Annotated in this window: 18 protein-coding genes; 11 read left to right on the top strand and 7 right to left on the bottom strand. The window is 66.7% G+C overall.

The window, feature by feature from the left end; all coding sequences use genetic code 11:
* Positions 1–241 precede the first annotated feature (241 nt).
* From P3G67_RS24210 to P3G67_RS36110, 5 genes are all read left to right on the top strand, one after another.
* A complete protein-coding gene (locus P3G67_RS24210) occupies positions 242–1,489 on the top strand; it encodes a DUF3631 domain-containing protein (protein ID WP_276095358.1) in 1,248 nt (415 codons plus the stop codon).
* A 377-nt stretch (positions 1,490–1,866) separates the two neighbouring features.
* On the top strand, positions 1,867–2,727 hold the full coding sequence (locus tag P3G67_RS24205) for a DUF2637 domain-containing protein (RefSeq protein WP_276095357.1): 861 nt from the start codon (positions 1,867–1,869) through the stop codon (positions 2,725–2,727).
* A gap of 421 nt (positions 2,728–3,148) precedes the next feature.
* Positions 3,149–3,712 (top strand): MobC family plasmid mobilization relaxosome protein, encoded by a 564-nt coding sequence (locus P3G67_RS24200; protein WP_276095356.1) that lies wholly within the window; start codon positions 3,149–3,151, stop codon positions 3,710–3,712.
* A gap of 10 nt (positions 3,713–3,722) precedes the next feature.
* On the top strand, positions 3,723–5,453 hold the full coding sequence (locus tag P3G67_RS24195) for a relaxase/mobilization nuclease domain-containing protein (RefSeq protein WP_276095355.1): 1,731 nt from the start codon (positions 3,723–3,725) through the stop codon (positions 5,451–5,453).
* Positions 5,454–5,455: 2 nt separating this feature from the next.
* The gene (locus P3G67_RS36110; protein ID WP_391858329.1) at positions 5,456–5,842 is read left to right on the top strand and encodes an ADP-ribosylglycohydrolase family protein; all 387 of its coding nucleotides are present in this window, start codon (positions 5,456–5,458) and stop codon (positions 5,840–5,842) included.
* On the opposite strand, the gene P3G67_RS24190 is transcribed toward P3G67_RS36110, so the two are convergent.
* The 3 genes from P3G67_RS24190 to P3G67_RS24180 all read right to left on the bottom strand — a co-directional run bounded on the left by P3G67_RS24190 (position 5,763) and on the right by P3G67_RS24180 (position 8,809).
* Positions 5,763–6,890: a three-Cys-motif partner protein TcmP gene (locus P3G67_RS24190; RefSeq protein ID WP_276095354.1), complete on the bottom strand. Its 1,128-nt coding sequence runs from the start codon at positions 6,888–6,890 to the stop codon at positions 5,763–5,765. The genes P3G67_RS36110 and P3G67_RS24190 overlap by 80 nt on opposite strands.
* 100 nt (positions 6,891–6,990) lie before the next feature.
* Positions 6,991–7,749 carry a DUF5131 family protein gene (locus P3G67_RS24185; RefSeq protein ID WP_276095353.1) on the bottom strand — a complete coding sequence of 253 codons (759 nt, stop codon included), beginning with the start codon at positions 7,747–7,749 and terminating at the stop codon, positions 6,991–6,993.
* A gap of 166 nt (positions 7,750–7,915) precedes the next feature.
* A complete protein-coding gene (locus tag P3G67_RS24180) occupies positions 7,916–8,809 on the bottom strand; it encodes a phosphorothioated DNA-binding restriction endonuclease (RefSeq protein WP_276095352.1) in 894 nt (297 codons plus the stop codon).
* A gap of 322 nt (positions 8,810–9,131) precedes the next feature.
* Here P3G67_RS24180 and P3G67_RS24175 point away from each other — a divergent pair, with 322 nt between their 5' ends.
* A complete protein-coding gene (locus P3G67_RS24175) occupies positions 9,132–11,006 on the top strand; it encodes an ATP-dependent nuclease (protein WP_276095351.1) in 1,875 nt (624 codons plus the stop codon).
* A 645-nt stretch (positions 11,007–11,651) separates the two neighbouring features.
* Here P3G67_RS24175 and P3G67_RS24170 read toward each other — a convergent pair.
* From P3G67_RS24170 to P3G67_RS24155, 4 genes are all read right to left on the bottom strand, one after another.
* Complete coding sequence (locus tag P3G67_RS24170; RefSeq protein WP_276095379.1) at positions 11,652–12,440, bottom strand: glycoside hydrolase family 25 protein; 789 nt, start codon at positions 12,438–12,440, stop codon at positions 11,652–11,654.
* Between the two features lie 18 nt (positions 12,441–12,458).
* On the bottom strand, positions 12,459–12,779 hold the full coding sequence (locus P3G67_RS24165; protein WP_276095350.1) for a peptide deformylase: 321 nt from the start codon (positions 12,777–12,779) through the stop codon (positions 12,459–12,461).
* A gap of 73 nt (positions 12,780–12,852) precedes the next feature.
* Complete coding sequence (locus tag P3G67_RS24160) at positions 12,853–13,365, bottom strand: NUDIX domain-containing protein (protein ID WP_276095349.1); 513 nt, start codon at positions 13,363–13,365, stop codon at positions 12,853–12,855.
* Positions 13,362–14,627, bottom strand: coding sequence for an XRE family transcriptional regulator (locus P3G67_RS24155; RefSeq protein ID WP_276095348.1), 1,266 nt, complete (start codon positions 14,625–14,627; stop codon positions 13,362–13,364). The genes P3G67_RS24160 and P3G67_RS24155 overlap by 4 nt, the downstream gene beginning before the upstream one ends.
* 261 nt (positions 14,628–14,888) lie before the next feature.
* Between P3G67_RS24155 and P3G67_RS24150 the strand changes: the two genes are divergently transcribed.
* From P3G67_RS24150 to P3G67_RS24130, 5 genes are all read left to right on the top strand, one after another.
* Positions 14,889–15,113: a hypothetical protein gene (locus P3G67_RS24150; RefSeq protein ID WP_276095347.1), complete on the top strand. Its 225-nt coding sequence runs from the start codon at positions 14,889–14,891 to the stop codon at positions 15,111–15,113.
* 199 nt (positions 15,114–15,312) lie between these two features.
* Positions 15,313–16,470 (top strand): cyclophane-forming radical SAM peptide maturase AmcB, encoded by a 1,158-nt coding sequence (gene amcB / locus P3G67_RS24145; protein ID WP_276095346.1) that lies wholly within the window; start codon positions 15,313–15,315, stop codon positions 16,468–16,470.
* Positions 16,467–16,658 (top strand): multiple cyclophane-containing RiPP AmcA, encoded by a 192-nt coding sequence (amcA, locus tag P3G67_RS24140; protein WP_276095345.1) that lies wholly within the window; start codon positions 16,467–16,469, stop codon positions 16,656–16,658. Before amcB ends, amcA begins: the two co-directional genes overlap by 4 nt.
* Positions 16,659–16,732: 74 nt before the next feature.
* On the top strand, positions 16,733–17,422 hold the full coding sequence (locus tag P3G67_RS24135) for a pentapeptide repeat-containing protein (protein WP_276095344.1): 690 nt from the start codon (positions 16,733–16,735) through the stop codon (positions 17,420–17,422).
* Positions 17,423–18,332: 910 nt separating this feature from the next.
* Positions 18,333–19,916: a restriction endonuclease fold toxin-2 domain-containing protein gene (locus P3G67_RS24130; RefSeq protein WP_276095343.1), complete on the top strand. Its 1,584-nt coding sequence runs from the start codon at positions 18,333–18,335 to the stop codon at positions 19,914–19,916.
* Positions 19,917–19,923 lie beyond the last annotated feature (7 nt).

The raw sequence follows: 19,923 nt of genomic DNA, 5'->3' as shown, positions 1-19,923 counted from the left end.
TTTCTGCGCTGAGCTGACACAGAAGCGCTGGACTGCTGCCGGGAGTGGACGTACTGTCCGTGCTCCCTCAGGGAACCGAGCGAGCGTTCCGAAACGGGACAGAGCGAGCCTCCGGTCTCTGAACAAAGCGAGCCTCCGGCGCGGCAACGCCGGAGGCTCGGGAAACTCCGTCGCCCGCATCCAACGAACGATTCGCGCCGCTGGGCCTGCATGCCCCGCGGCGCAAAAGAGGAGCCACCAGGTGCAACCTGAGAACCCCCCGCCCTATTCCGCACCCGCTGCCGCCGCTTGGCCGCCGGTCGCAGCGCCGGGCAAGCCCGACCAGCGGGAACCCGAGCACACTTCGCTGGTCGGAGCGGCCGAGGCACCAGCCCCGGATCCGGAGCCGACCGTAGGCTCGGCGCTGCTGGACGAACTGCGTGCGCAGATAAAGAAGTTCGTGATCCTGCCCTCGCCGGAGACGCTGGATGCCGTGACGCTGTGGGTGGCAGCGACCCATCTGCAGCCCGCGTGGCAGCACGCGCCGCGTCTTGCGGTGGTCGGCCCGGCGAAGCGGTGCGGCAAGTCCCGTCTGCTGGACGTGCTGACCGAGACGGTGCACGACCCGGTCATCACGGTCAACTCCACCCCGGCTGCGGTGTTCCGCTCGATTGGCGAGGAGCCGCCGACCCTGCTGGTGGACGAGGCGGACACGATCTTCGGAACGCCGAAGATGGCGGAGAAGAACGAGGAGATGCGCGGCCTGCTCAACGCCGGTCACCAGCGCGGCCGGTACGTGCTGCGAGTAGTGGGCAACGACCACACGCCCCGTCAGTTCCACACCTTCGCTATGGCTGCCATCGCGGGCATCGGCGACCTGCCGGACACGATCATGGACCGGTCGGTGGTCATCCGCATGCGCCGCCGCGCGGAAGGCGAGCGGGTCTCGCCGTTCCGCTCCAAGCGGGACACCCCGGCCCTTCACACGATCCGGTTCAAGTTGGCCACTTGGACCAAGCCCCTGTTGGACCAGGCCCTGCATCTGGAGCCTCAGATGCCGGTGGAGGACCGGGCCGCCGACACATGGGAGCCGCTAATCATCGTGGCTGACCTGGCAGGCGGCCCATGGCCACGATTGGCTCGGCAGGCGTGCGCTCGCATGGTCGCCTCCGAGATCCAGACCGAGGAGGACAACCCCGGCGGCGCGCGGATCCTGGCCGACATCCGGCGGATCTTCTTCACCCGAGGCGATGTCGACAGCCTGTGCACTGACGACCTGCTGTACGCCCTCAACAACGACCCTGAAGCGCCATGGGGCGAGCAGGGACGTAGCGGCCTGACGGCCCGGGGACTTGGCGCGATGCTGCGCGAGTACGGCATCCGGCCGGGCAACGTGCGGGTCGGCGAGATCCAGCGCAAGGGCTACACGCGCAACAAGTTCGCCGACGCCTGGCGACGGTACTGCCCCACCATCCACCCCCTGGACGCCGCCGAACACGCCGCAGTCTGAAGGCCCATCCCCTGGTTGCCGTCCCTGGCGTCCATGCCGTGATCGCGCAGCTCAGACGGGCTGCGGTCAAGACGGCAACCAGACGGAAGACGGCACAGTCCGAGACCGGCCCGCCTACCCGCAAGCGCAGCGACCGCCGTGCAGGCGGGCGGGGCTGGGACGGCACCCACATCCGTCTTGTGCCGTCCATGCCGTCCCAGCCGTAAAACCACAGGTCACCGGACGTCTCCGCAAGACGGCACCCGCAGCCAAGACGGATGCCGGTGCCGTCCCGCCACCTCCTGCCGTGACCGCCTTGACCTGCGGCTGCAACGCCCAAGACGGCAAAGACGGATCCCCAGACCAATCCCCACACCAGCCACGGAGACCGCGCCCCCATGTCCACGACCACACTGCCCTCCGGCATACCGGCCAGCCGCGTCACCGCCTGGGATCGCGCCGCCATCATCGGCCTGGCCGCAGCGGGATTCGCCTTGTCGTACGACGCGTTGCGGCAGACCGCCGAGGCCATCCACGTCCGGGGAGCCCTGACCTACCTCTTCCCGCTGGTCATCGATGGGTTCATCGCCTACGGCGTCCGTGCACTGCTGATCTTGCGCGGGGCGGCCTTCACCGCCCGCGCCTACGTCTGGACCCTGTTCCTGGCCTCCACCGCGGCCAGCGTCTGGGCCAACACCCTGCATGCCGTCCGACTCAACGACCAGACGCCGATCCGATCGGGACTCCACCTCGGTGATACTGCCGTCGGCGCTCTGTCGATGATCGCCCCACTCGCCCTGGCCGGAGCCGTCCACCTGGGCATCCTCATCGCCCGCCACACCGCCGACCCAGCACCCGATGCTGGCCCCAACGGCTGGACCAGCGCGGTCAACGACCCCGCAGCGAATGGGCCTACCTCGCCGACCGGTACGACCCAGACCTGTCCCGACCCCGATGACACAGACGGTGGCACTCGGGCCCAGTCGCTGGAACCGCAAGCTGACCGGGAGGCCGCAGCCCGGCGGAAGCGCACGGGCCGTCCGCCTGGGGCCAGCATGGACCAGCTTCTGGCGGTCGCCCGACCGGCCGTCGCCGAGCACGGTGTGACGGTCGCCGCGGTGCAGCAGGCCATCCGGGAAGCCAGGCTCCCTATCGGCAGCGCTCGCTTCACCCAGCTGATGAACCTTCTGCGCGCCGAACTGGCGGAATCGGCTGACCTGCGGGATGAGGAAGCGCGCGAGAACCCTGCCCACGAGTGACCGCGCCCTCGGGACAGGTGCTACCCGTCCGTCGCCCGGCCTGGTGACCGGTCGCTCCCGCTCTCAACTTCCCTTTCGCGGAAGTCCGGTCAGTCGTCACGGGCTTCCGCGAATCCGGTCAGCCGCTCCTCACACACCCCGTATCCGGCCCGACCAAACCCGTCCAGTCCTGGCCACCACGCCTGCCCCTCGCGGGTGACACCCAGCCGCCGATCTACACCACCGACCCCCACACGGAGACAATGTTGTGAGCACCAGCCCGCACCCCGCATCCAGCGCCGACGAAGGCACCGAGCCGCCTGCGAAGTCCGTCGGCTGGAAGGAGCGTTTGCGGCGGGCGCTCAACTTCGTAGCCCCTGGCGGAGCCAGTAGTACCCCGAGTCCGACTCGCGGCCGGATTCGGGGAGTCTCCGCCCCGGGGGTGGCGGAGACGGCCCGGCGCGAGGGCGCGCCGGGCCAGAAGGTCGTGGCCGAGGGTGACCCAGCCCCAGAGGAGCTCCTCGCCGTCCAGAAGCAGATCCTCGATAGCCTCCGCCCGAACGAGCCCGCCGACGATAGCGACACTTTCGCTGGCGATGCCGATGGCGCCGAGTTGAAGAACCGCCGCTTCACCGGCGTCAAGCGCCAGGAGCGGGTTGGGCCTTTGCGGTTCGAGCCCGATGAGCATCCCCGGCTGAGTGCAGTTGCTGCCGCCAACGGCTACCGAGGTCTGTCCGGGTTCGCCGCCGACGTCGTCCTGGCCTTCATCGACGGCCGGTTCTTCATCGACCTGCCCCTCGCGGAAGAACGACGCCTCACGCACGAGTTCCGCGCCAAGGTCATGCGCCAGCTCAGCGGTATCGCCAACAACATCAACCAGATCGCCCGCGCCCTCAACGGCGGCTACGAACCGGCCGCCGACCTCCCCCACACCGTGAACGAACTCCACCACCTGCTCACGCAGATTGCCGAAGCCCTCCGCCAGAGCGCCGACCAGGAAGCCTGAACCAACCACCGTGATCGCCGCCATCAAGAAGCCCGGCTCCAACACCCGCGGACTGCTCGCCTACCTCTACGGCCCCGGCCGCCACGACGAACACCACGACCCCCACATCGTCGCCGCCTTCGCCACGCTCGGCATGCCCGACCCCGGCCGAGACGAGGCTGCCACCCTCACCGAACTCGCCCGCTACCTGGATGAACCGGTCCGGCTGCGCAACAGCGAAGCGGGCAAGCAACTCACCGACCACGTCTGGCACTGCCCCGTGCGCGCCGCACCCGAAGACCGTTACCTGTCCGATGCCGAGTGGGCCGAGATCGCCGAGCGCATCGTCCAAACAACCGGCATCGCCCCCGAAGGCGACGACCTGGCCTGCCGCTGGATCGCCGTCCGTCATGCCGACGACCACATCCACATCCTGGCCACCACCGTCCGCGAGGACGGCCGCCGCCCCAAACTCCACAACAGCGGCGTCCGCGCCGGGGAGGAATGCCGCCAGATCGAAAAGCACTACGGCCTACGCCAACTCAACCCCGGCGACGGCACCGCCACAAGGCGCCCCACGCAGGGCGAGATGCACAAGGCCGAACGCCTCGGCTGGGAGCAAACCAGTCGCGAATGGCTCCAGGACCGCATCCGGGCCGCCATCCCGCACGCCGCCACCGTTGAGGAACTCCTCGCCTATCTCGAAGCCGACGGCGTCGAGGTCAAGGCCCGCCGCGGACCGTCCGGTGACCTCCTGGGCTACGCCGTCGGTCGGCCCGGCGACGTCAACGACAACGGCCAGCAGATCTACCACCCCGGCGGAAAGATCGCCCCCGATTTGTCCCTGCCCAAGCTCCGCGACCGCCTGGCCACCACACCGCCCGAGGAGTACCCCACCGCCCACCGCAACCGGCCCAGCACCCCCTGGCAACGCGCCACCGAAACCCTCGACACCCTCACCATCCACCTCACCGACACCGACGACGGCGGCGGTGACGCGACGGCCCAAGCGCACATCGCCGCGCTGGGAGAGCTGATCGAGGCCACCGCCCAAACCGCACCCAACCACGTCCGCGCCGAACTCCAGGCAGCGACACGAGCCTTCGCCCGAGCCCAGCGCTCCCAGATCCGCGCAGAGAACGCAGCGGCGGCCAGCCTGCGCACCGCCGCCCGCGACATCGTCTATGCGGGCACCGGCAAGGACGGCAGTGCCCTCGCCGTGCTCCTCGAAGCCATGATTTGGTCGGTCGTCCTCGCCGAACGCTGGCACCAAGCCCGCAGCCACGCCCAGCAAAGCGCAGCCGCCCACCAGGCCGTCCAGCACCTTCAGACCGCCTACGACCAGGCCACAGCCGAGCAGCTGGCCGAACTCACCCGCCGCCAACCCAGGCAGGAAACCCGCAACACCCTCGCAGCCGACGTCAAAGCCGCCGTTCCGGAGCATGCGGCCCGCATCCTCGCCGACCCCAACTGGCCCGCCCTCGCCACCGTCCTCGCCGACGCCGAAGCAGGCGGCCACAAACCCCACCAACTCCTCAACGAGGCCGCTTCACAACGTGAACTCGACACCGCCCGACTCCCGGCTCGGGTCCTCCTCACCCGCATCCAACACACGGCCCGCAACCCGGTACCCAACCGCCGTGCCGAAGCCGCCCGCCTACGCTCGACGCTCGCCGTCGGAGTCCCCGCCCAGCACGTACAAACTCCCTGGCCTCCTGCGGCCACGACGCCCACCGGACAGCAGAACCGACAGCGTCGATAGCAGTGGTCAGGCGGGGCCCTGTGGCAGATCAACGACAGAGTCTCCGTCGACATCGCGGAACACATCTACGGTGCCTCAGGCATGAATCGGCCTGGGGCAAGAGGGCCGATGACCAGGAGAAGTGCTTCAGTACCGAGGCCAACGGCGCGGCCATGCGCGTCGCGCCGCACGTCATAGTCCACCACGAGGGTTCCTTTGGTGACCTGGCTACCGACGTGGTCCGTGACGCCACGACGACACATGGGCACCCGCGAGCGCTGCTGGGTGCGTTGGTACATGCGTACGCCCTGTGGACCATCCTCGGGCTTCTCACCAGAGGGCACCCTGCTCGGCTGACGCACCGGCAGGGGGCGGGATCGCCGCCGCGCTCACTCGGGTCTTGGTGTTGATGGCACGATATTCCGTCGCCACGGCACCCGATTCACGTAGCTGTCGGACAGCCGTGATCACTTGGGCGGGCCGGTAGACGGTCTCCAAGAGGGTGTAGCGCTGGAGTTCCCCGACGGTTCGCCCCTTGGGCGCTTCGGCAAGGAAGTCGTGCAGGATCCGTCGTAGCGCAGCCGTATCCGGTTCGAATACGAGATCCAGCACCTGCTGTTCGGTGTCCCTGGGATCGCGGTAACGGACGCCGTAGGAAGGGTCTACCTTCCACATAGCGTCCTTCATCTTCTCCAGTCCCCGCTCGTGCTGGGTACCGAAGATCAGGTAGAGCTTCCTGCCGCCCTCGTCGACCATCTCGAAGTACAGCGTGTGCGTGAAACCGGCCTGGCGCAGCGTGGCCCGGTATTGCTCGCGCAGGAACGTGAACTTGTGCGAGGGAGGCTGCCGGAATACGTCTTGCCACTCCTGGCCGCCGAAGGCTTCGTCGCCGAGTTGCCGGTGGCCGTCGTGTCTCTCGGCGAACCGAGTGAGGAGGGCGGGCTCGAAGGTCACCATGACTTCCGTGCTTCGGTAGCGACCGAGTTCATGCAGGAGCGAGTATGGGACGTCGGGCCCACCGAAGCTGTCCAAGAGGACGAAGAGGGGCTTGCCCAGCCTGCCGGTACTCTGCAGCTTCCTCAGGAGGGCCGGGTGGAAGTCTCCTTGTCCGATGTCGACCGACAGACGTGCCGTGATGTCGTCCGCGTGCCTCGATTGAGCGAGGGCCATCCGGCGCTGCAATTCTTCTACCCGTCGATGGTCTTCCTCCATGAGGATCAGACGCACGCGCTTCGGGAAACGGTGCAGAGCGCGGGCGAAGACCTCGTAGGCGACGACGGGAGATCCGGGCTCGCCCTGCTTGTAGACGCCGGCGCCCGCGAACCCTTCCGCGTAGGTGATCACGTCGTTCCGCGACAGCAGAATCGGCGCCCACGCTTCCAAGTACCGCTTGAGTAAGTCGTGTTTGGCGGCCGTGTGCGGATCGCGTTCCCACACGGCATCCTTCGGTACGGCCATGACCGCTCCCCCTGCTCCAATACGACCCCGCTGGAGAGAGGGTCACACACCGTTGCCATATGCCACCAGAGCGCGTACGGCTCCCGTTGGAGATTGGCCGTTACTGCGCTGCTGCCACGCGCAGCCGGGGTGGCATCTGGTCCCACGTGATGCCGGCGAGTTCACGGCCTCCGGACTTGGGAGTGCGGCCCCCCCACTGCTTGAAGAAGAACGGCACGTCGGCGTTATTGCAGGCATCGCGGATCTCGACCAGCCATCCCTCTTGCACGGGGCGATGCTGGGGGCCGGATTCGCCACCTGCGATCACCCAGCCGATGCCGTCCAGGCGCAAACCTGTCAGAGGGCCGAGCAGTGGTTCGCAAGACAAGAACCGCACTGCGGCTGGCACTTGCCGCAGGTCGTCAATGCGATCGAGGTGATCCGCGTTCTCGACGGAGACGCCCATCCAGAGGTTGGGAGGCCAGTCGAGTTGGCCTCCCAGCCGCCGGAGCCTCCGGGCCCTCTTCGTCAGTAGTTGATAGGTGTGCTGTGGGGTGTCGGCGATTACCTGGAAGACCTGCTCTACGAAGTCCAAGGGCACCTTCGCGTGGAACAAGTCGCTCATTGAGTCGACGAAGACCATGCGGGGGGTCTTCCACTGACGTGGGATGGCCAGCGTGTCCGGATGGAGGGTGAGGCCGAAGCCGGGACCAGATGTCCTGGGATCACCGTCGGCTTGGTACTTCGCCACCCCCATCGCCTTGAGGCGTCTGGATAACGTCAGGGCGTAGCAGTTGTCGCACCCGGGAGAGATGCGATCACAACCGGTGGTGGGGTTCCAGGTCGCCTCAGTCCACTCGATGGTGCTGCGATCGCCCATGGGTCCCCTCCGGTAGCAGTTGGGCAAGGCCCACCAGCGCTTGCCCACTCTGCGTTTCGACTGCGCTGCCTAACGAGCGACGTACCGAACTGGCACGCGACCGTGCCCATCTTTCAGGCCGAACGCACGTTCTGTGAAGGGGGTGTCTCGTGGGTGACTGTCGGGGTCAGGCAGCCGTGACAGGGCGCGGTTCGCCGTGGAAGACCTGTCGGGCGTGCCAGTCGCGGTGAGCTGCGGCAACAGGGCGTGCGCCGGGCTGTGGGCCGACGAGCGGGCGGCCTGCGAGGGCTATGACGTGCTCGCGGGCGACGGGGCTGTGACCGACAAAGCGTTGCGAGACCAGGATGCGTTGGTCGTCCCCCACGCCGAGCACGCCCTTGTCGAAGAGCTTGTGGTGCAGTGAGCACAGGCACAGTCCGTTCTCGATCTCGTCGGGTCCTCCGAAGGCCCTCCAGCGCACGTGGGCGGCCTCCAGCCCGACCGGTACCGCGCCGATTCTGCCGTCGTATCCGCAGAAGGCGCACCGGTACTCGTAGGCGGTCAGGACCAGCTCCCGCATCCGTGGATCCCGCTGCCTGCGCGTTGCAGACAACTGCTCGGCGTCCGCCGGCTCGAGTTCCAGGCCGACGGCTTCGCATAGTTCGCTGTGCAGTGAGGGTGGGAAGTGCAGGTCGAGCAACAGTCGCGCGATTCTGCCGAGCAGGTCCGGTTCACGGCGCAGGGCGGCTCTCAAGTCCGGCGCGAGCTGCCCGGTGGCGCCCGTCTCGCGGAGGTCCCGTACTCCGCTGCCGGGGCTGCCCGGTCCGCGATCGGTGTGCACTTCCCACACGCCGTCGCTGACCAGGTGGTGGAAGGGATAAGCGGGTGTCGTCTTGTGGGGTGGGCCGTACTCGGTTAGCAGGCGCTGCAGGTCCTGTTCCACCGCGGTGTATCCCAGGCCGTCGTCGGCACCATCCTGGAATCGGCCGAGGGCGTATAGGAGCAGCAACGGCTTGTGTGGAGCGCGGGTACCGCTCCTGGTCCACTGCCTTAGCTTCGCGATCCGCTCCAGCCAGTCCATGGCGGCTGATCGTAGACGGGCCTGCCCGCACACGTGTGGACACTGCTCAGGACGTCTGCATGCCTGGGAACAGGACGCGCGCGCGGTGCGGTTCGTGGGCGATGAAGGTGCCGTCAGCCGTGACGTTGAGCCCGAGGCAGGCAGACTTCGCTCGGTGTCGGTCTGAATCGATCAGATCCGTTCACGGCGCCAACAGGTCATCTCTGCAAGACATATGATGATGCGTCTGGGTTGGCTGTTGCCCAGGTCAAAGTCTGGGGCGAGGCGCCTCTTATGGCTTGCGCCTGCCCCGAGGCGCTAGGGAACGGAGCGGCTGAGAACGGTGCACCTGCACAGCTTCACCGTGTGCGGATTCCGATCCCTCAAGGACGTCCGTGACATACCGGTCAGCGCACCGACGATCCTCGCCGGCCAGAACGACGGCGGTAAGAGCGCAGTGCTTGCCGCGCTGGCGTTCCTCGTGGGCAATGAGCAGTTGACCGAGGACGATCGTACGTACGAGCTCGGCTCTTCCGATGGCGTGCACGTCGATGACTCGGCGCCTCTCCTGCGGTGTTCGACCACATGGGTGGAGGGGCAGTTCACCCTCGACTCTTGGGAGTTGGAAACGTTCGGTTTCCCGACCGAGGAGTTGCGCGTACGGCGGTGTGCTGTCAACGACGAGGACCCCGTCCTTGAGTGCTGGGCGCCGCTCGCGGACGACGAACGACTGCGTGACCCTTCCAAACTGTCCCTCAACGAGGTGAGAGCCCTCGCCAAGCAGTTGCTCCCTGAGCTGTCGTCCATAAAGCGCGGCGACATCGAGCCAGCCCTATGCAGGTATGGCATGGTCCACGCCTCAACGTCGGGCTGGGTTCCTGCTCCCAAGGAGATGGAGCGCCGCATGCCCCGGCTGATGCCGTTCGACGGGAAGTCGGCCGATCCCGACGCTGCGGTGAAAACCGCGCTGATGGGCCGCTATCAGGCCCATATGGCGGACCCCATGCTTGAGGGCCAGTTGCAGTCGATCGAGGCCGGGATCAAGGAGCGACTTCAGGACGACGCCCGGTCTCTGTGCGAGCACATTCAGAGCCGTTGCGACGACCTCACTGACGTTGATGTCGAGCCTGTGGTCTCGTTCACTCACGGTTTCCGGGGTGCGCCGCTGCGAATTGCCCGTATGAAGGGCGAGACCGTGGGCCTGGATCGTTCCGGCCTAGGTAGCGCACGCCGTATCTCCCTGGCGATCTGGGAGTGGAACAGCCAGCTGCTCACGCGCGAGGAGTTCGCCGACGTCGACTCATCAGCTGACCCTGAGGCCACCGACGATGTCCCGCCTCCGGTACAGACGATCGTGATCTACGACGAGCCGGACACGCACCTCGACTATGGGCACCAGCGCAAGATCATGCAGCTCATCCGTGACCAGAGCGCGCTGCCCCATGTGAACGTAATCGTCGCCACCCACTCCATGAACCTTATCGACGGTGTCGACATCGCCGACGTCGTGCATCTGCGACTGGAGCACGGACGGACGGTGATCGAGCGGCTGGGGGCCGACACCCACGACGACATCGACGTGCACCTGGGGCGCATGGCCGCGGCGGTCGGCCTTCGCAACTCCGTTCTGTTGCATGAGCGTTGCTTTCTGGCTGTCGAGGGCGACACCGAACAGCGGGTGATCCCCATGCTGTTCCGGCTGTCGGAGGGCCAGTCTCTCCAGTCAGCTGGCATCGCCTTGTGGGCGTGCTTCAACAATGAGGGGGCCCTGCACCTCGCTCACTATCTGGTCGTGCATGGCCGCTCCGTGATGCTCATGGTGGACGCCGACAGTCGCACCTTACCCAAGGGGCTCTTCAAGGACGCCCGACTCCAGCAGTTCTTCGGCAGTGCTTTCAGCGACGTTGTCCGTTTCGTGGGCGAGCCAGACGCCTTCAATGAGTTGGAGGAACTGTTCCCGGACGACCTGTGGGCCGCGACCGCCAACGAACTCTGGCCGAAGGACGGCGAGCTGTGGACCACGGACGACTTCACCGCTCGGCGCGGCAAGAAGTTCAGCAAGGAAGTGCTGAACATGCTCCGCAACGACAGCCCGAACGGGCCCAGCGGCAAACCCGACATGATGTTCGGGCTGGTGAGCACGCTCACCAGCCCTGATCAGGTGCCCTCACAGCTGCGGGAGATCTTCGGCGAGATCAGAAAGCTGGCCGCAGGGTAAGAGCGCGCAGCGCTGACCTAGTCTCACTGGTGCCGCCGCGGCGCCGCCGTCGTGCGAGCATGCGTTCCTTGCGTTGTTCCAATGTCGGCGGTTCCCACTTGTGCCAGCCCACCGGAGGCTTCCAGCGCTGCGCATGCTCCCGCGCCTCAAGCCCACACCATCGGCAACCATTCGGAGCAGGTATGCGCTGGTCAGAGCCATTTTGCTGGTCAGTCATGAGTCTCCCTCCCCCACACTCAGAGTCTTCCCTATGGCACTGACATCACCCCTATCTGAAGAGCGGTGTGTATTCCACGCTAAACCGGGTGAAATGGGTGGGCTACCGGAGCCGAGCCTGTTATCTGCGCGGCATTGACAGTGCTCGTTCGGTCTCAGCTGCATCGCACTGCGTGTCGGCTGTCCTTCGTGCACCGTCCCTCAGGCGGAAACGGGTCAGATGCCAGGGTGGCCGGTGCGTGGGTGCATGGGAACCATGAGCATCGTCAGCCCGCTTTCGGTCTCTTCGGCAAGGATGCCGAGTTCGCTGTCAGCTCCAAGAGCTCGAAAGGGGGCGCGTGGCGAAGGAGGCAGGGCAGGGGTGGGGTACCCATCGCCGAGCCGGTTCGCGAAGACGCCGGGCTTTATACGGCGGAGACGGCGAACCTTTCAGCGGCCGGGCAGGTGCGCACGACGCTTGAGCGCGGCGAGGTCGTCGTGGAAGACGTCAAGGCATACCCCCCTGCCGATACCGTCGACGGCGCCGTCCTCCCTGTACTGCCAGAAGTCCCAGCCAGTGCCGCCCAGGAGCGGGTCTGGTTCGGCGGAGCCGGAGCGGTAGCGGGCGAGCCGTACCGGGTACTTGGCCAGGGCCCTGGTGCCGCCCAGGCACTCTTCGACGAAAGACCGCCGGATGTACAGGGTCGGCGTTTCTCCGGTGTCGGCACGGGCCCGTTCCATGAAGTCGCTCACTCGCTGCACGGTCAGATGTTGCCCGCCCCGTACGCATTCCTCCACATCCAGTTCCGGTGCCAGCTCTCCAGAATGGGTGCCGGTGAATCCATAGCGGTGGACGGTCTTGAGGAAGAACTCGGCCTGGCTGGTGCCGGACTCGCTCGCGTCGAGCCAATGAAAGACGGTGTGGATCATTCCGGCAGAGGAGGCAGCGGCCAGGTCCCTCCCCAGCCACGAGTCTTCGTGGTGCTCGCCCTGAGTCGCCTTGATCGAGATGAACTGCTCATGGGCGGAGAGAGCGGACCAGTCGAAGGGCCGACCGCCGAGGTCGTCGTGATCGCGGTGGGAGGTATCCACCCCGTGAACGGGATACGTCCCCAGCAGCCCGTCGAGGTGGTCGATCTCGCGGTGGACGAGGCGGGCGAGGCCGCGTTCGTGCACGGTGGTCGCGGTTTCGCCGGTCAGCATCGTGGTCTCGACCCTGATCTCCAGCGGACCGGGCACCAAGAACGACAGGCAGCCCTAGTACTGCTCGTCCATCTCGTCGGAACGTTCGGTGATGCGCGGGTTGAGCAGGGCGATGGCGGGCGCGTCGCCGGGCGGCTGGACGACGGCGGCAGCCCGTGCGATGCCGATCTGCGGGGCCGCGATGCCCATGCCTTTGGCGAAGGGGTGGACCTGCCCGATCCGTTCGATGGCGGCGAACAGTTCGTCCACGATGTGTTCGGCCTCTTCCCGCTCGGTGGGCAGACCGAAGGCGCGGGCGGGGGTGTCGAGTACGTCGACGCCGTGTTGGACGACGCCGAGGCCACGCATGCGTTGGCTGGGTCGCACGTCGATCACCTGAACTCCCCTTGGTCTGAGCCGATTCCGTCGGGCGCAGCATCTATTGGAGGACCGGCTACCGCAGACTCGCCTACCAGATGGGCCGTGTGTCGTGGAGGTACCTCGGGCGCCCGTCGGTCAGCGCCTGTATCGCGGCTTGGAAACGGTCGTGTAGCCGTGACCGTAGAAGTTCACCGGCCCGGTCCGGGGAGAGGAACGCCACCTCGGACAACTCTTCGTCGTGCGGTCGAATGTCAGCAGCCTGCTCCTCGTTGAGGGTGCCGCCGTCGAAGATGAAGGCAATCTGGTCGTCCCAGGGTCCGTGAGGGGCGACCCAGTCGACGATCAGTACGTCATGGAGCGTCACAGCGAGGCCGAGTTCCTCCTTAAGCTCGCGTGTTGCAGCTTCGTGCGGGGGTTCGTTGGCTTCGGCCATCCCGCCCGGTAGGTCCCAGCCGGGCTTGTACGTCGGCTTGACCAGTAGCACACGGCCGGATGGGTCCCGCAGCAGGACATCGGCGGAGACGCGCTTGCGTGCCTGTGTCGCGTTGCCTTCGGCGAGATACGCGTTCCAAGTGACCGGATCAGCGGGTGTGGGCCTCATGTCGGCGTGCCTCCCCGGGACGACGTGATGATGTCGGCGAGCAGCAGCATTCTGGACCTTATGGCGTCGTCGAAGCGCGCCAGGTAGTCCCGTACTGGCGCATGCGCACAGTACGGCTCCAACAGCCTGCGTAGGTCGTCCAGTTGGTGAATGACTCGAACCGAACCGAGGGTTGGGCTCGCATTGAGGAGTTCGCGGCCCACGCGAATGGCGGCTTCGAGATCACCACGCTGTGCGTGGATGCCGACAAGGGTGATCCGGCTGAAGGCCAATGAGCGTGCCCGACCGTCCTCCCGCAGTGCGATGGCGCGCTCGGCATGATGCAGGGCGGCCTCGTACTGCTGGAGATCCCGCATGACAAGTGCCGACTCGCTGGCCAGAGAGGCGGCGTCGAACGGGCTGAGCCACGGGTGATCGGCGTCTGAGGGGGTTTCGAGCGCGCTGTGCGCCGCGTCCAGCGCACGACGTGCGGCTGCTTGCTGACCGCCCGCCGCCAAGGCCCGGGCTTGCATCGCATGGAGCCGCGCCGTGAGCGTGGCGATGCGAGGACCCTTGCCCGCGAGGGACAGGCCCATGTGTGCCCAATGCGCGGCAGACGCGGGATCACCGGTGTGGAGGGCGAGGTGGCTTCTGCTGGCCGCAATGTTGGCGGCCAGGGGTAAGTCGCCAGAGGTGCGCGCCAATGGGAGCGCGCGGGCGAAGTGCTGGGCTCCCAGGTCGTCGCGGCCTGAGTCGTGTGCCATCCAGCCCGCCATCTCCGTCAGGACCGCCGCGGTCGCGAAGATCTGAAGTCCACTGGCCGTGTCGACCAGACGGGGCGCCACCTTCTCCCCGAGATGGCGAACCACCGCGCCGTACAACCGGCTTCCCCCGGTTTGCCGATCGGCGCTGCGAAACGCGTCCATGGCCGCCAGATCATCACCATCGACGCGCGGATACGTACCCGGCTTGTCATGCCGTTCGGTGGTCTGTGGCTCCCAGGCACGGCGGGCGAGTCCTAGCAGGTGGCCGGGGATGTGGAAGGCGTCGGCGATCTGCTCGAACAGCACGAGCTTTTCCACTCGCGTTCGGCCGTTCATGTAGTCGTACAGGCGCCCTTGGCTGATCTCTACGGCAGAGGCGATACGACGCGTACTGACTCCCCGGTGATTCAGCAGCCGGAAGAGGGCTCCCATGTCCCGCTGTCGGCAAGCGGCGAGGAAACGCTCGTCATTGAGCAGCCCGGCAGTGACCTGGCTCGGGTCCTGCGACTGGCGGTCCATCAACAGCTCCCCCTCCCGGGGCGGCGTGACTCGATGCTACGCCCACTCATCACAGGGTGACTCCGTCTTGAGGTCACCTTCTGGGGTCTCCTTCGGGGCGGTACCGCTCGTTGACTTGCTATCAGCCACTCGGAGCCCGCAGACCACGGGACGGCAGGGGTTCCCCCACCTGCACGCGGGCTCCGGGTGGCCGAGCCAAGGTCGGCGGCACCGTCCTCTCCCACCCTGGGCGGTGCCGCTCTTGAGCCGAAGGAGATTCCGATGAATCGAGCGCGACACCCAGCCTGCCGCACAGGCAACACGGCGTCGATCCAGCCGCTGCTTCCCAAGGCGGATCGTGCCGGGACATTTCTCGGCGTGGTGTGGATACTCGGCAACATCGCCACTGTTGGCCTGCTCGGAGTCAGCGCACTGGAGCAGCCGGCGCACGCCGAGACATCGAATCTGCCCGTCACCGCAGCAGACGCCCACCTACCCGCGGAGTAGTGCTCCGGCGGCCCCGCAACACCCATCGCCCGGCGCCACAAGCGAATGGTCGCCCCTTCCAGGCGCGGGCCGCTCCGAGTGCCCCGCCACCTTCCACGGACTCCTCCGCGATGAGCCCCGAGCCTGCTTCGGAGGCGGGGCACGCGCGAAAGGCACCGCGGCCCGGCAACCCGCCCAGAGACGACAAGGAGTCGCTGAGATGTTGCACGATCACGATTGGCCTGCGCGATACGCGGCACGCATCGCAACTCGGCCCTCGACGTTCGTCGTCCAGCCCACCAAGTTCTGCAATCTCGACTGCACCTACTGCTACCTCCGCGACCGGGACCAGCGCAGCCATATGCCAGTCGAGGTCGCCCGCGCGGCGGCGCGCTCGGCCGCACAGGTGGTCAGGGAGGACGGCAGCCAGCCCCTGGGCATCGTCTGGCACGCGGGCGAGCCCATGGCGCTCGGAGTACGCCGCTTCACCAGCCTGCTCGCCCCCTTCCAGCCGCTGCTGGAGGCAGGGCTGCTGCGCCACTACATGCAGACCAACGTCACGCTCGTCACCGACGAATGGTGCGAACTGCTGCTTGAGCATGACTTCCGGATCGGAGTGAGCATCGACGGACCGGCCGCACTGAACTCGCAGCGCATCAACCGCCGAGGCCAACCTGCCTTCGATCGGATCATGAAGGGCATCGACCGGCTACGCAGCCGGAGCATCCCCTTCTCAGCGATCGCGGTCGTCAACCAGGACAGCATCGACCAGCCCCAGGTGCTCCTCGACTTCCTCTCCGACCTGGGCTGCGAGTCCATCGGCCTGAACATGGAGGAAGCCGAGGACGTCAAGACCAAGCGACGGCCGCCCATCCGCGAGCAAGCCATCGAATTCTGGCGGCGCGCCATCGCCTGGAGCCGCTGCCATCCCGATGGCGCGACGATCCGGGAGCTGGACCGGCTGGGCGACTATCTGCACCTGGTCCGCAGCGGTCAGCGCGCCCGTTGGCAAGAACGCCGGATCGATCCCATCCCCACCATCTCCGTGAGTGGGGACGTCGTGCTGCTCTCACCCGAGCTGGCCGACACCACCGCCCCAACGTACGAAGACTTCCGGGCCGGAAACGTGCTGGAGGAGTCCATCCCCGCCATTCTGGACCGGGCGCACCGGCTCCGGTACGTGCGGGAGTTCCTGACCGGCCTCGACGAGTGCGAGGCCACCTGTGCGTTCTTCGACTTCTGCCGAGGAGCGCAGGCGGGCAATCGCTACTTCGAAAACGGCAGCCTGGCCACGACCGAGACGAACCACTGCCGCGTCTCCCAACAAGCCCTGGTCATGGCCTTGTCCGACACCGCGAGGAAGGAATACGCCGCATGACGCCGTTGGAACAACTCGCATCCACCGACGCACCCGTCATCGCCGACCTCATAGCCGCTCACGCGCCGCAGGTCCAGCCGGTCCGTGCCGACTGGGGCAACCAGCCGACCTGGGACAACTGGAACAAGGCCCCTGCCAATCCGTGGAACAACCAGCCCACCTGGGACAACTGGAACAAGAAGAGGTAAGCCCAAGTGCCCACCGGGGTGCGTCCGCCATCGGGCGCGCCCCTCGCAATCCCTACACGAAGAATTGGAGACCCATGGAAACCCGCAGCTTCGGCCAGATCGACGTCATCCTCCCCGGCCTCGGCGAGCCAGGCGTCTACCTGTCCAACGTCACCTCACTCGAAGGCGGCAGGGGCACCGTCCAGGACTTCCACTACGCGGACGCAGACCTGCGCGAACTGGACCTGTCCAACGCCCAGCTCCTCTCCGGCCGGGTGACGGGCCTACGAGCACAACGGACCCGCCTCCACGACGTACGGGTCGCCTCCGTCGAATTCGACAGCAGCGACTTCGGCCCGATGCAGTGGACCGACAGCAAACTGTCGCGAGTGGTCTTCCGCAACTGCAAGCTCATGGGCGCCGCTCTGAGCAGCATCACTGCGGAAAACGTCCTGCTCGACAACTGCAAGCTCGACTACGCCACCTTCAACGACCTCCGGGCAACTGGTCCTCTCGTCTTCTCCAAGTGCGTACTGTCCGAAGCCACCTTCACCAACTGCGACTTGAGCCGTACCGTCTTCGACGACTGCACCCTGCGGCTCACCGAGTTCGCACGCGGCAAGTACCAGGGCTGCGACCTGCGCGGCAACGACCTCGCCACGCTCCGAGGCGTCGCGGAACTACGCAAGGTCATCATCGACCGTTCCCAGCAGGCACAGCTCGCCGAGGCGCTCACCGCCGAGCTGGATGTCACCTACGGCGAAGACCTGGGTGGCCGCAGGTAAGCCAGGAGGGGGAGGAACCGTCGTGAACCTGCACATCGCCTTCCGGGAGTACCTCGACCTCCACGAACGCTGCGAGGTCGGCAGCACACGCATAGCCACCCGAGAATCCCAGTACGAAGAGGGGGCAGTCGTCCCCGTCGGTGACTGGCGCCCACTCGACCCCGGCCTGGCGGAGCGACTGAAACCGACCGCATCGATACCGGACAGCAGCTTGGTCGAGCTGGTGCAGCTCCCAACCGACAAGCTATCCGCCCGAGACGAAGTTGCTGACATCCCGCCTCGGCACTGCGTCCTGATTGCTTCCCAGGCCGCAGTGACGTCCAGTACCTGGGCTACGTCACGAGCCCGCCAGAGACACTGACCACCACGGTCAATCCAGCGAGCCAACGGCGCATCGGCCTCCACATCGACAACTGGGACCGCCTTCCCTGCGGGACCAGACACCAATCCCGCCGCCGTCTCTGCCTCAACCTCGGCCCCGGCAACCGCTACCTGCTACTCGGCGACCGCGACACGCAAGACATCAGCCAAGCGATCCACCAAGACCACGAACACCATTGCCCGCACACCGACGACGTACGACGCTACGTCGCCGAAGGCCGCCCCTTCCGATGCATCCGCATACACCTGGCCCCTGGTGAGGGATACATCGTCCCCACGGAGCTGATACCCCACGACGGATCAACCGAAGACCAGCCCCTACCGTCCAACGCCGCCTTCTGGCTCGGGCACTGGCCTCGCGCCACCGACGACTGAGCCGCCACGCGTCGCATCGCTAAAACTGTCGCTGGCCGCAAAGTAGCCACGAAGGAGCTGAAGACGGAGCCAACCCGAAGGCCGATAAGCGCCTAGATCCACTGTCACTCCCCTATGCGAGACTGACGGCCGGTCATGCGGTCGGGGAGGGGACATGGACGACACGCTTCGTGTGCACGCTGTCGACCTGATCAACGCGTCGTGGGGCATGTACCTCCTCAACGAGACACTGGCGGAGACCGTCGGCGCGCTGGTGAACGAACTCGACGAGCAGCACGGCATGGCCGGTGACGACGACGCGGGGCACGCCTTCGCCAAGCTGTACAACAGCGCCGCGAAGACCACGGTGAACCAGCTCGGCGAAGCCACCAACATCATGGGCCGCGGCAGCGAGACCACGCTGAAGGCCGCCAACGACTTCATGGCACACGACAGCCAGGTCGCAGCAGACATGTTGCGCGCCATGGGCCAGATCGGCACCTCCTTGGCCGGTGATGCGGCGAGTTCGCCAGACTGCACCCCGCCACCTCGGAATCGTGGTGAGGACCTACCCGAGGTCGTGGGGGAGACCGGCGCGGTCACCCAGTACGTGGTAGGCGACCGGTTCCGCGGCAGCCCCGAAAAGCTACGTGCGGTCGCTGGCACATGGCGGAAGGCCAAGTCCATCGCGGAAGGGGTCCTGTCCGACGCCCAGGACGCTTGGCGGACAGCCACCAGCCACGCCAATGGGCAAACCGCGGACGCGGTCAACGCCTTCTTCACCGAGTTCGTAGGCAAAGACCACCCACCAGGCAGAGTCGACGAAAACTGCTCCCTGCTGGCGAACCTGCCTACAGCATGCTCCCAACTCGCCAAGGCATGCGAGAACTACGCCGACCACATCCAGACCGCCAGCCACCGCGCCTCCAAGGACGCGATGAAGGACCTCTTCGACAAGAGCGTCATCGACAACCTGCTGGACAGCCCGACATTCGGCGGCAACGGCGAGGACGGCGGCTTGCACGCGGCCGTCAGCTCCGACGACCACATACTCGACCTCGCCAGCGTCGGCCACACCCTCGACAGCACCCAAGCCCGCGTCCCCATACCCAATCCCAGCGGCGACGCACCGCCTCTCCCCGGAATGCCCCTCCTGCCACCGCTGCGGATACCGCTCACCGACATCCCCATACCCGAACTCATCCCCGCCTCCTACAACCCGCCCTCCGGCAACATCCCACGCGCCCCGGCGATCGCGCCCCCGGTCCCGCCGGACCCCCGCTTCCCACCGCTCACGCCCACCCAACGGGCCCAGTTCCAGCAGTGGTTGTCCGGACTACGAGAAGGCGACGTCTCTGGCGGCTTCCCCGAGGACGTGCAATACCAGCTCCGCGTCGCGGGCTACCCGGAATACGAGGTACCCATCCCACCCGGCATCTCCAAACGGGACGACACACTCATGGTCGACGGGATGCGCCCCACCGACGGCATGGCGATCGAAGCCAAACACGTCCGCAACCCGCAGAAGTGCCCGCGCACCCTCGACGCCATCCGCGAATCCCACACCACCGGCAAGAGAGACTTCCTGTACGCCAAGGACCGCGAAGAACTGCGCAAGTACGCCGCAGCCCTCAACGATCCCCGCAACACGGAACTACGCGGCGTGGAGATCGACACCGACTACCAGCCCTCGGTGCCCTACTGGCGATCCATGATGGTCGCCTACGGCGTCAACGGCTACGCCCGTTACGTCCCCTAACACGCGA

The sequence above is a fragment of the Streptomyces silvisoli genome (genome assembly GCF_029269905.1).
GTDB classification, from domain to species: domain Bacteria; phylum Actinomycetota; class Actinomycetes; order Streptomycetales; family Streptomycetaceae; genus Streptantibioticus_A; species Streptantibioticus_A silvisoli_A.
This window is presented reverse-complemented; position numbering and strand designations above follow the sequence as displayed.

Excerpts from the sequence above, each read along its gene's own strand:
- P3G67_RS24205 (WP_276095357.1), top strand. The coding sequence starts at position 1,867 with ATGTCCACGACCACACTGCCCTCCGGCATACCGGCCAGCCGCGTCACC.
- P3G67_RS24190 (WP_276095354.1), bottom strand. The coding sequence starts at position 6,890 with ATGGCCGTACCGAAGGATGCCGTGTGGGAACGCGATCCGCACACGGCC.
- P3G67_RS24185 (WP_276095353.1), bottom strand. The coding sequence starts at position 7,749 with ATGGGCGATCGCAGCACCATCGAGTGGACTGAGGCGACCTGGAACCCC.
- P3G67_RS24180 (WP_276095352.1), bottom strand. The coding sequence starts at position 8,809 with ATGGACTGGCTGGAGCGGATCGCGAAGCTAAGGCAGTGGACCAGGAGC.
- P3G67_RS24160 (WP_276095349.1), bottom strand. The coding sequence starts at position 13,365 with ATGAGGCCCACACCCGCTGATCCGGTCACTTGGAACGCGTATCTCGCC.
- P3G67_RS24155 (WP_276095348.1), bottom strand. The coding sequence starts at position 14,627 with ATGGACCGCCAGTCGCAGGACCCGAGCCAGGTCACTGCCGGGCTGCTC.
- P3G67_RS24150 (WP_276095347.1), top strand. The coding sequence starts at position 14,889 with ATGAATCGAGCGCGACACCCAGCCTGCCGCACAGGCAACACGGCGTCG.
- amcB (WP_276095346.1), top strand. The coding sequence starts at position 15,313 with ATGTTGCACGATCACGATTGGCCTGCGCGATACGCGGCACGCATCGCA.
- amcA (WP_276095345.1), top strand. The coding sequence starts at position 16,467 with ATGACGCCGTTGGAACAACTCGCATCCACCGACGCACCCGTCATCGCC.
- P3G67_RS24135 (WP_276095344.1), top strand. The coding sequence starts at position 16,733 with ATGGAAACCCGCAGCTTCGGCCAGATCGACGTCATCCTCCCCGGCCTC.
- P3G67_RS24130 (WP_276095343.1), top strand. The coding sequence starts at position 18,333 with ATGGACGACACGCTTCGTGTGCACGCTGTCGACCTGATCAACGCGTCG.